6 protein-coding genes, 1 tRNA gene and 2 rRNA genes are annotated in these 10000 nt (G+C 59.5%); 5 read left to right on the top strand and 4 right to left on the bottom strand.

Features of this window, described 5'->3' with window-relative positions; genetic code table 11:
- Positions 1-21: 21 nt before the first annotated feature.
- The 4 genes from AXK11_RS08155 to dprA all read left to right on the top strand — a co-directional run bounded on the left by AXK11_RS08155 (position 22) and on the right by dprA (position 4808).
- Positions 22-98: transfer RNA gene (locus AXK11_RS08155), tRNA-Ile, on the top strand.
- 136 nt (positions 99-234) lie between these two features.
- Positions 235-3146 (top strand): 23S ribosomal RNA (locus AXK11_RS08150).
- 87 nt (positions 3147-3233) lie between these two features.
- A 5S ribosomal RNA gene (rrf, locus tag AXK11_RS08145) occupies positions 3234-3349 on the top strand.
- Between the two features lie 241 nt (positions 3350-3590).
- The gene (gene dprA / locus AXK11_RS08140) at positions 3591-4808 is read left to right on the top strand and encodes a DNA-processing protein DprA (protein ID WP_068631109.1); all 1218 of its coding nucleotides are present in this window, start codon (positions 3591-3593) and stop codon (positions 4806-4808) included.
- Positions 4809-5007: 199 nt separating this feature from the next.
- On the opposite strand, the gene AXK11_RS09895 is transcribed toward dprA, so the two are convergent.
- The 4 genes from AXK11_RS09895 to AXK11_RS08120 form a co-directional block, all read right to left on the bottom strand.
- Positions 5008-5952 carry a hypothetical protein gene (locus AXK11_RS09895; protein ID WP_156469275.1) on the bottom strand — a complete coding sequence of 315 codons (945 nt, stop codon included), beginning with the start codon at positions 5950-5952 and terminating at the stop codon, positions 5008-5010.
- A gap of 66 nt (positions 5953-6018) precedes the next feature.
- A complete protein-coding gene (locus tag AXK11_RS08130) occupies positions 6019-7311 on the bottom strand; it encodes a glutamate-5-semialdehyde dehydrogenase (protein WP_068631105.1) in 1293 nt (430 codons plus the stop codon).
- A gap of 86 nt (positions 7312-7397) precedes the next feature.
- Positions 7398-8498 carry an adenosine kinase gene (locus AXK11_RS08125; protein WP_082781049.1) on the bottom strand — a complete coding sequence of 367 codons (1101 nt, stop codon included), beginning with the start codon at positions 8496-8498 and terminating at the stop codon, positions 7398-7400.
- 105 nt (positions 8499-8603) lie between these two features.
- A complete protein-coding gene (locus AXK11_RS08120; RefSeq protein WP_068631103.1) occupies positions 8604-8987 on the bottom strand; it encodes a DUF6941 family protein in 384 nt (127 codons plus the stop codon).
- Positions 8988-9075: 88 nt separating this feature from the next.
- Here AXK11_RS08120 and AXK11_RS08115 point away from each other — a divergent pair, with 88 nt between their 5' ends.
- The gene (locus tag AXK11_RS08115) at positions 9076-9441 is read left to right on the top strand and encodes a hypothetical protein (RefSeq protein ID WP_068631101.1); all 366 of its coding nucleotides are present in this window, start codon (positions 9076-9078) and stop codon (positions 9439-9441) included.
- Positions 9442-10000: the final 559 nt, after the last annotated feature.

Genomic DNA, 10000 nt, shown 5'->3' with positions numbered 1-10000 from the left:
CAAACTGCCATTTCCAATCTTGGGCTCATAGCTCAGTTGGTTAGAGCACACGCTTGATAAGCGTGGGGTCGATGGTTCAAATCCATCTGGGCCCACCATTTGCGGGTTTCCCCCGCAATTCTTGAGGTTGGCGCAGTTGGGAGCAGTTCTTGAAATACAAATTTTTGTTCTTTGAAAGTTTAGGGTAGATATAATGTAAGCAGGTAAAATAAACGCCTAGAATAGATAGCGTTTGCATAAACCAGTTACAGCAATTGATGGATGCCTTGGCTTCATCAGGCGATGAAGGACGCAGCAAGCTGCGATAAGCTTCGGATAGCGGCACACACGCTTTGACCCGGAGATTTCCGAATGGGGAAACCCGACACCGTTTACACGGTGTCACTTCAGGATGAATACATAGTCCTGATAGAGCAATACGCGGCGAAGTGAAACATCTCAGTAACCGCAGGAAAAGAAAGAGAATCGATTCCGTAAGTAGTGGCGAGCGAAAGCGGAACAGCCCAAACCAGAGGGATTTATCCCACTGGGGTTGTAGGACCACAACGTGAAATATGACGGTTAGACGAACACTCTGGAAAGTGTGACCAAAGAGGGTGACAGTCCCTTAGTCGAAAACCCGATTAAATCTAGTGGTATCCTGAGTAGCACCGGACACGTGAAACCCGGTGTGAATCCATGCCGACCACGGCATAAGGCTAAATACTCGATGAAGACCGATAGTGAACTAGTACCGCGAGGGAAAGGTGAAAAGCACCCCTGTTAGGGGAGTGAAATAGTAACTGAAATCAATTGCTAACAAGTCAGTGGGAGCTCCCATGTGGAGTCACCGCTTGCCTTTTGTATAATGAGTCTGCGAGTTATTGTCTGTAGCAAGCTTAAGCCGGTACCCGGTGCAAGCGCAGCGAAAGCGAGTCCGAATAGGGCGTCTAGTTGCTGGCAATAGACCCGAAGCGGAGGTGATCTAACCATGGCCAGGATGAAGCTGCGGTAAAACGCAGTGAAGGTCCGAACCGGTTGCTCTTGAGAAAGCATCGGATGAGCTGTGGTTAGGAGCGAAAGACTAATCAAACCCCGTGATAGCTGGTTCTTTCCGAAATATATTTAGGTATAGCGTCTGATGCTGATCTATGGAGGTAGAGCACTAAATAAGCTAGGGCCCCTACCGGGGTACTGAACTTAATTAAACTCCGAATGCCATAGAGTGAAGTCAGGCAGTCAGGCGGCGGGTGATAAGGTCCGTCGCCGAGAGGAGAATAGTCCAGACCACCAGTTAAGGTCCCAAAATATGGCTCAGTGGAAAAGGATGTGATTTTGCTTAGACAATGGGGATGTTGGCTTAGAGGCAGCCATCATTTAAACAGTGCGTAACAGCTGACCCATCGAGCGAAATTGCGCCGAAAATGATCGGGACTTAAGCCATATACCGAAGCTGTGGGTTCACCGCAAGGTGAGCAGTAGGAAAGCGTCCCAAGTGCCGCGAAGTGGAAGGGGTAACCGACCATGGAGCGCTTGGGAGTGAGAATGCAGACATAAGTAACGATAAAGATGGTTGAATTCCATCTCGCCGAAATCCCAAGGATTCCTGGGGAAGGTTCGTCCGCCCAGGGTTAGTCGGGAGCTAAGACGAGGCCGTAAGGAGTAGTCGATGCCAAGCTGGTTTAATATTCCAGCACCGCCGTATCTATGTTTGATCCAAGGAGTGACGGAGAAAGTTAGAGTAGCAACGTGTTGAATCGTTGTCGAAGCTCGTAGGCTGTCTGGGGCTAAAAGACCAGACATCAAGGCTGAAAAGTGACAGGACCCTGAAGCTACGGCCGAAGGGGATTACTCGATACTACGCTTCCAAGAAAAGCTTCGTGGTTAGTAGATAAGGTGCCCGTACCGTAAACCGACACAGGTGGGATAGATGAGTATTCTAAGGCGCGCAGGTTAACTCTCTCTAAGGAACTCGGCAAATTGACCCCGTATCTTCGGTATAAGGGGTGCCCCGCAAGGGGCCGCAGTGAACCGCTTCAACCGACTGTTTAGCAAAAACACAGCTCTCTGCTAAGTCGCAAGACGACGTATAGGGAGTGACACGTGACCAATGCGGAAAGGTGAAAACGTGAGGTGCAAGCTTCGCGTCTAAGCCCCCGTGAATGTCGGCCGTAACTATAACGGTCCTAAGGTAGCGAAATTCCTTGTCGGGTAAGTTCCGACCCGCACGAATCGTGTAACGAGTTGAAGGCTGTCTCGGAGAGATGCCTGGTGAAATTGTAGTGGCGGTGAAGATGCCGCCTACCCGCAGCAGGACGGAAAGACCCTATGCACCTTTACTGTAAGCTGTTATTGTCGCTTGATTTTTAATACGTAGAATAGGTGGGAGACTTTGAAGCCCGGTTCCAGGATCGGGCTGAGTCGAAATGTGAAATACCACTTTTTAATTGTTAGGCGTCTAACCCCGACCCATTATCTGGGCGTGGGACAGTGATAGCAGGTCAGTTTTACTGGGGCGGTATCCTCCAAAAGAGTAACGGAGGATTTCGAAGGTTCCCTCAGCCCGGTCGGTAATCGGGCTACAGAGCGCATGAGTATAAGGGAGCTTTACTGTGAGACCTACAAGTCGAGCAGTTGCGAAAGCAGGATCAAGTGATCCGGTGGTTGAATGTGGAATTGCCATCGCTCATAGGACAAAAGGTACGCTAGGGATAACAGGCTGATCGCGCCCAAGCGTTCACAGCGACGGCGCGGTTTGGCACCTCGATGTCGGCTCATCACATCCTGGGGCTGGAGAAGGTCCCAAGGGTTCGGCTGTTCGCCGATTAAAGTGGTACGCGAGCTGGGTTCAGAACGTCGTGAGACAGTTCGGTCCTCTATCCGCTGTGGGCGTTTGTGATTTGAGGGGTTCATTCTCTAGTACGAGAGGACCGAGAATGACGAACCTCTGGTGTTCCGGTTGTCACGTCAGTGGCAGTGCCGGGTAGCTAAGTTCGGAAGGGATAAGCGCTGAAAGCATCTAAGCGTCAAGCCCATCCCAAGATAAGATCACAATCCACCGCAAGGTGGTGCAAGGTCCGGGTAGACCACCCGGTTGATAGGACAGAAATGTAAGCGTTGTAAGACGTTAAGTTTACTGTTACTAATGACCTTGCCGGTTTATGCAATATATACGCTATTTATTCCAAGGCGTTTATTTTACCTGCTTTGATGGTACTCTAAACTTTTTATCCAATTGCCGAAAGGCTCCACTTCCTGGTGGTTATATGCCGGGGGCTCCACCCGTTCCCATCCCGAACACGGCCGTTAAGCCCCGAGCAGCTGATGGTAGTAGGGCGATATGCCCCGCGAGAGTAGGTTGTCGCCAGGTTTATGGCCCGATTCCTCATAACGAGGGGTCGGGCCTTCTTTGTTTTAGGTCTCAAGGAGACTTCGCTCACGGAAAAGGGCGACCACTTTGGGTGGGCTCGCCATAGTTACGGGGAGCCTGTATTTGGGCTTCCTGTTATCAGCTATTTGCTTAGATGAGGGATGGGCTTGTTGGGACAGGAAGCCTGTTGGGGGCTTAAGCGGAGCTCGACTTTTGGGCGGGAGGCGGGATACTCCGCCTCATGAATGGCGAACTGACGGAGCGGCAGGCGTTTCTTGTTCTCAATGCGCTGCCGAATATCGGCCCGATCACACTGCATCGCTTGTTGGCCGCTTTGGGCGATGATCCCCGCGAAGTCCTCAAGGCATCTACTCGGACTTTGGAAAGTGTGCAGGGCGTAGGGCCAGCAATCAGTTCGGTATTGGTTAACTGGGACAAGCATTTTGATCTGTCGCGTGAGGAGAGCTGGATTGAGCGCGTGGGGGGCAGTTTTTTAATTCAGTCTGATGCAGAGTATTCATCGCTGTTGAAGGAAATCAGCGATCCGCCAATCGGGCTTTATCGGAAGGGGAATTATGATTTTTCAAAGCCTTGTGTGGCGATTGTGGGCAGCCGGAAAACAACGGCTTATGGGCTGAAGGTGGCTGAACACTTCGCCGCAGAGCTGGCCCGTATCGGGTTTTGTATAGTGAGCGGAATGGCTCGGGGAATTGATACTGCTGCACATAGGGGGGCCTTATCCGCCGGTGGGAGCACGGTTGCGGTGATGGGCTGTGGGCTCGATACGATATATCCTCCTGAAAACCTGGATTTATATCGGCAGATTGTGGAAACGGGAGCGGTGATCTCCGAGTTTCCTTTTGGGCGGCGACCTGATCGGCAGACTTTTCCGATGCGTAATCGGCTGATCTCGGGCCTGAGTGAGGCGATTGTGGTAGTCGAAAGCGGTGTTTCGGGCGGCTCCATGATTACGGCTCGATTTGGCAGCGAGCAGGGACGAATCGTGGGCGCCATCCCGGGGCGAATTGATCAAGAAACGAGCCGCGGCTGTAATGAGCTGATTCGCGATGGGGTGACTTTGCTCACCAGCGTGGACGATCTGCTCGCCGAGCTGGAATACCTGCATGGTAAACTGCGGTTGCCGACACTGCCCACCGCAAGCGCGGCGGCAGGCAACGCCCCACCTGAGCGCGGCGGCCCAGAAATCGAGGGAAGAGCGGAGCCCAGCTCCACCGATGCGGTGAACGTGTATGGCCGTGCGCCTGACCTTTCGCCTGATGAAGCAAGGGTACTGGCCTGTTTTTCGGGCGGGGAGATTCTGAGGCCCGACGAGATCGCCGCTCAAACGGGGCTAAGCGCGGGTCAGGTTTCGCCCTTATTGATGATGCTGGAGATCAAGCGCTGCCTCGTTCGCCGTCTGGATGGAGCCTTCGAGCCGAGCCCGGGTGCTCTGCGTTAAGCTCCGTGTATCGGGGCCCTGCGTGGGGCGGGGGAAATACTGTCTCGCCTGCTGCGGCGCCCCGAAGCAGGTTACCTCAATGCCTCCTGCCGAGAAGTGTTGGTCGCGCCAATTGCGCGATGTTGCGCGTGTGCGGCCGTACAGACGAAAATCGCAGTGAGGAGAGGCCGCGAGCTTGTCTGCGCCCGCGCGAGTACGGCTAGTCTGGCTTGCGGTAGCCGTTGTATTCGTCGCTGCGGGAGCCGGAGCGGAAGTAGGTGTCGCGGATGAGGTGGCGCAGGTCGGCTTCGGTTTCGGTACTGCCGCTGAGCTGGCCGATGTCGCTTGCGGTCGCGCTGAGCTCACCGAGGTGGCGCAGGCGTTCGTCTTCTTCGTAGCGGCGCAGTGCGTAGGCGCCTGCTCCGCTGCCGAATAGCGGGAGCGCGAAGCGATTTAGAGCGAGGCCGGTTTCCGAAAAATAGCGCGCTTTGGCGAGCTCGGCGCGGGCTTCTCCCTGATAGAGGTCGGCTTCGCGGAGGATGGCGGGCTTCTTCTCGCGGACGACATAGTCGGGCAGCCGCAGGATTTGGTTTTGCGGTTTATCGATGTCGCGCAGGTCGGCTGGCTCTTCTTCGGGTTCGGTTTCTGCGGCGGGCTTGGGCTCTTCGTACTTGGGCATGCGCGCGGCGAGCTGTGCCGCAACACTGGGTGAAACCGCCCGCCCGCGAATCGGTTTCTTCACCGCCGTTTGTGGAAACGCATCAAAGGCGTCAGGGACGCTTTTATTTTGCGAGCCGCTCGTTGGCGGCTCGTCGGAGATGCTTTTATACAACAGTGCGCTCGTTGGCGGCTCGTCGGGGGCCCTTTTAGCTGGCGGCGCACTCGCTGGGGACTCGTCAGCTTTGGGTAATCGTTGCGAGCTGCTTGCCGGTGGCTCGTCAGTCGTTGGTGATTCGTTCGCTGGCGGCTTGTTTGCTGCAGCGCTTTCACCGTCCTTGCCGCGTAGTGTGGGTTTGCTCGTGGTTTCGGGCGAGTCGCCCAAGCGGGTAACCGCGTTTTGAGCATGGGCGCTCGGGGGCAACACGCCGAGCGCGAGCACCGCACTGAGTGCGGCCGCGGTGGCAATTGCGAGTGCGGGGCGGAGGCGTTGGGCGGGGTGTTTCATTTTTGGGGTGAGCGGCCTCGTTGATTTTTTGGGGAGATGACGCGTGGGGAGCGCGGCGGTGAGCTGCTAGGCGCGGATTTGGCCACTGCCGTCGCCGATCCATTTATAGCTACAGAGTTCGCGCAGGCCCATCGGGCCGCGGGCGTGGAGGCGGTCGGTGGAGATGCCGATTTCGGCGCCGAGGCCGAATTCAAAACCGTCGCTGAAGCGGGTGCTGGCGTTCCAGAGGACGGCGGCGCTGTCGACGGCAGCCTGGAAGCGTTGGGCGGCGGCGCGGTCGGCGGTGATGATCGTCTCGGTGTGGCCAGAGCTGTCGCGGTTGATGGTCGCGATGGCGGTTTCGAGATCTTCGACGATGCGGATGGCGAGGGTTTGCGAGAGGAACTCGGTGCGGTAGTCGGCGTCGGTCGCGGCGAGGTGCGGGATGTCGGCTGCGGCGAGGAGCGCGGCGCTGGCGGGATCGCAGCGGAGCTCTACGGCGGCGGCTTCGCGCAGGGCGCGCGCGGCGGCGGGCAGGAAGGTGGCGGCGATGCTGTGGTGGACGAGGAGCTGCTCGGCAGCGTTGCACACGCCGGGGCGCTGGGTCTTGGCGTTTACGAGGATGCGCTGCGCCATCGCGAGGTCGGCGGCGGCATCGACGTACACGAAGCACACGCCGTTGTAGTGTTTGATGACGGGGATCGTGCTGTGCGCGGTGACGAAGCGGATGAGGCTCTCGCCGCCGCGCGGGATGATGCAGTGGATGTGACTGTCGAGCTTGAGCAGGTGCGTGAGTGCGGCGCGGTCGGTGGTGGGGATGAGCTGGGCGGCGGCGGCGGGCAGGCCGGTGTCGGCGAGCGCGCGGGTGATCAGGGCGGCGAGCGCGGTGTTGGTGTGGAAGCACTCCTTGCCGCCGCGCAGGATGGCGGCGTTGCCGCTTTTCAGGCAGAGGATGGCGCAGTCGATCGTGACGTTGGGCCGGGCTTCGTAGATGATGCCGATGACGCCGATGGGCACACGCAGCCGGCGCAGGTGCAGGCCGTTGGGGCGGGTGCTTTCGTCAATGATTTCGCCAACAGGATCGGGGAGCGCGGCGACTTCGCGGACGCTGTGCGCGAGTTTTTCGAGCCGCTCGGTGCTCAGTGTGAGGCGGTCGATCTGGGCGGCACTCAGCCCGTTGGTGCTCGCCTCGGCGAGGTCCTGAGCGTTGGCGTCGAGGAGCTCGGCACTGTGGCTCTGGAGGAGTTGCGCGAGCCGCTCCAGCGCGGCGTTTTTGGCGGCGGTGGGGGTGGTCGCGAGCACGAGTGATGCGGCGCGCGCGTTTTGGGCGATTGCGAGGACTTGCTGTGCGAGCGCGTCGCTATCTTCGGTGCGGTTCATCGGGAGCGTGGATTGTGTGCGGATGGGGCGGCTGGCGTGCGGTCGGAGCAGGGGACGGCCGAGGCGGAGGGCGCGTACTTGCGTACTTATGAGCGGATGTGCCGCGCGAGCAACTCGGCTGCGGCGGTGCGGAGTTGCGGCCAGTACGCGGCGGGGATCGCTGCGCCGAGGTGTTGTACGGACTGGGAGCCGAGGAGCGAGCCGAGCGCCCCCGCATCGGAGAGAGGCGCGCCGCGCAGGTGCGCGTAGAGGAAGCCGCCCGCCCACGCGTCACCCGCGCCGGTGGTGTCGACGACTTGCGCGACCGGGATCGGTGCGATGCGGTGCAGCGCGTCTCCTCGGGCGAGCCAGGCGCCCTCGGCGCCGATCTTTACGGCGGCGATGCCGCCGAAGCGGGCGAGCGCGCGGGCGTAGTTTTCGTAGGGCTCGTCGCGCTGGAAGAGCGTGCGGGCTTCGTCTTCGTTGGCGAAGAGGATGTCCACGCCTTGTTCGAGCTGGGCGAAGATCCAGTCGCGCGCGGCGGCGACGACTTCGAAGGAGGCGAGGTCGATACTCAGCGTGCAGCCTGCCGCGCGAGCGCTCTGTACGACCTTGTCCGCGAGCGCGGGGTTAAAGAGCAGGTAGCCCTCGATGTGTGCGTGGCGGACGCCGGCGAAGTCTTCGGGCGAGACCTCCTCGGGTGCGAGGGTCATCGCTGCGCCGAGGTGCGTGCGCATGGTGCGCTGGCCGTCGGGAGTGACGAGCGAGAGGCAGCGCGCGTTGGGGAGCGGCGCGTGCTTGAGGCGCGAGGTGTCGCCACCGTGTTCGCGAAAGTGGGCGAGGTACTGGGCGGCGGTCGCGTCGGAGCCGACCTTGCCGAGGAAACTCGTGCGCAGGCCGAGCTTGGCGGCAGCGACGGCAGTGTTGGCGGCGGCACCGCCGGGGACGGCCGCGACGGGCGCGGGAGCGAGGCGGCCCACGAGTGCGGCGATGTCGGCATCGTCTACCAAGACCATGCCGCCCTTCTCTCCGGTGAGGTGTTCGCGCAGGAAGGCGTCGTCCGTGTGCGCGAGCAGATCCATGATCGGGTTGCCCACGCCGATCAGGTCGAAGTCGAAGCCTGTTTTATCTGGCGCGCGCCCGTTGGTGCGCGGCGCGGAGTCAGCGGCGGGTGTGGCGGATCGGGAGTCGGCGGATACGGCGGTCATGTAGTGCGTTGTGGTGGGAGGGGGAAGAGGAGTTTACGGCAGGTGTGGTGGGGCGGGAGTCGGCGTGCGCGTGGCTTGGCGTGGGTTGCGGCCCTGCGGCTCGTGTTAATCGAGGACGTGGATGCTGGTGGCCAGCAGTGGCTCTTCGTCGACTTCGATAAGGATCGAGTACTCGCCGGGCTCGGGGAAGGAGAGGTTGCGGATTTCGTTGATGAGGTTGATCCGCTGGAGCGGCGAGGGAGACTCAAAGCTGCGCCGGATCAGCGGCTGCATCTGCGTGGGGTCTGCGCCCAGCGAGATCTGGACCTGGTGCTCGCCGACGGCGCAGTCCGTCAGCGTCATAAACCAGACCATGAGCGGGTGCGTCGCCGGGAAGTGCTGCGCCTGTATGTTGGAGAAGGCTCCGAGGATCGTGTGCTTGCCCGTGGAGGGGTCGATGTGGACACCGTCACAGGTGATCCAGGCGAGCAGTTGGGGCTTCGATTGCATAGACCAAGGGAGGGGTGGGGCAGGTGCCGAGGGGCTGCAAATCATTTTGCTGGAACGCGCTGCGCGCAGGGCCTAGCAGGATCAGGAAATGAAGAAAAAACCGCAGTCGATCGAGGAGCATCTGGAGTCGCTGAGCGAGCAACTGGGGGCGATCTTCCAGACCCCGCCGCCGGCCAGGCCTGAGCCGGTGGAGCTGAGCACGGCGATCTTTACGCAAGACGGCTGGACGGCGTGGGCAGGGCAGGCGAGCCACCCCGAGTGGCTCCAGTCGCTGAGCCACTACCCGCACTGGCTGGTGCTGGGCTGCGCAGGCGTCCTCAGCGTGGCGGGCCTGTGGCTACTGTTCCGGATGCTGCGCTGGACGCTGATGCTGCTGGTGCCGCTGGTCCTCGTAGCCGTCGCCGCATGGGCCGCCTGGTTCTTTTTCTTGGCCGATAAATTTGCCGAGAAGTGAGCCAAGGGCAGGCGTGCGGGTACGGGCGGCACGCGCACCCCGCACGAAAGTCGCCGCCGTGCGCCTCATTCGTCGTAAAGCTCGATTTCGAAGCCGCGCTCACGGGGCGGCACCACATGGATGTCGCTCTTGCGTTTACAACCCCACCAGCACGAGCAGGGGCGGCCATGTGTGGAGGCGGTTCTACCTATTTCGCGAGGGGAGGGTTCCTCTTTGGGAGTCGATCCTCTCCAACGGGCGACGATTCGTCGCGCTCGGGCCTTCATTCGTTTTTCATCCTGCCGACGTCTTACTTTTTTATGAGCGTCTGGTTTCATCGGTATCTTGGGGCGCTTGGGGGGGAGTTCAGCACTTCAGAACAGCCGGTCAATGCGTGAACGCACACCATTTTACCTGTTACTGGAAGCGGGTGAGCGCGCGCAGTAAGTAGGATAATCGATAGGGAACTTGGGTAGCCGCTGCACTATTCACGGGAGCACTAATTGGTTTCTGAGTGCGGGAGGACACGGAATGTTGTAGCCACTATGCACCCATTCCGTATCTCTGGTTATGTTATATC

It is taken from the genome of Cephaloticoccus primus, from assembly GCF_001580015.1.
Classification (GTDB): domain Bacteria; phylum Verrucomicrobiota; class Verrucomicrobiia; order Opitutales; family Opitutaceae; genus Cephaloticoccus; species Cephaloticoccus primus.
Note: the sequence above shows the minus strand (reverse complement) of the source record. Positions and strands in the feature narration are given on the sequence as shown.

Excerpts from the sequence above, each read along its gene's own strand:
- AXK11_RS08125 (WP_082781049.1), bottom strand. The coding sequence starts at position 8,498 with ATGACCGCCGTATCCGCCGACTCCCGATCCGCCACACCCGCCGCTGAC.
- AXK11_RS08115 (WP_068631101.1), top strand. The coding sequence starts at position 9,076 with ATGAAGAAAAAACCGCAGTCGATCGAGGAGCATCTGGAGTCGCTGAGC.
- AXK11_RS08130 (WP_068631105.1), bottom strand. The coding sequence starts at position 7,311 with ATGAACCGCACCGAAGATAGCGACGCGCTCGCACAGCAAGTCCTCGCA.
- dprA (WP_068631109.1), top strand. The coding sequence starts at position 3,591 with ATGAATGGCGAACTGACGGAGCGGCAGGCGTTTCTTGTTCTCAATGCG.
- AXK11_RS09895 (WP_156469275.1), bottom strand. The coding sequence starts at position 5,952 with ATGAAACACCCCGCCCAACGCCTCCGCCCCGCACTCGCAATTGCCACC.
- AXK11_RS08120 (WP_068631103.1), bottom strand. The coding sequence starts at position 8,987 with ATGCAATCGAAGCCCCAACTGCTCGCCTGGATCACCTGTGACGGTGTC.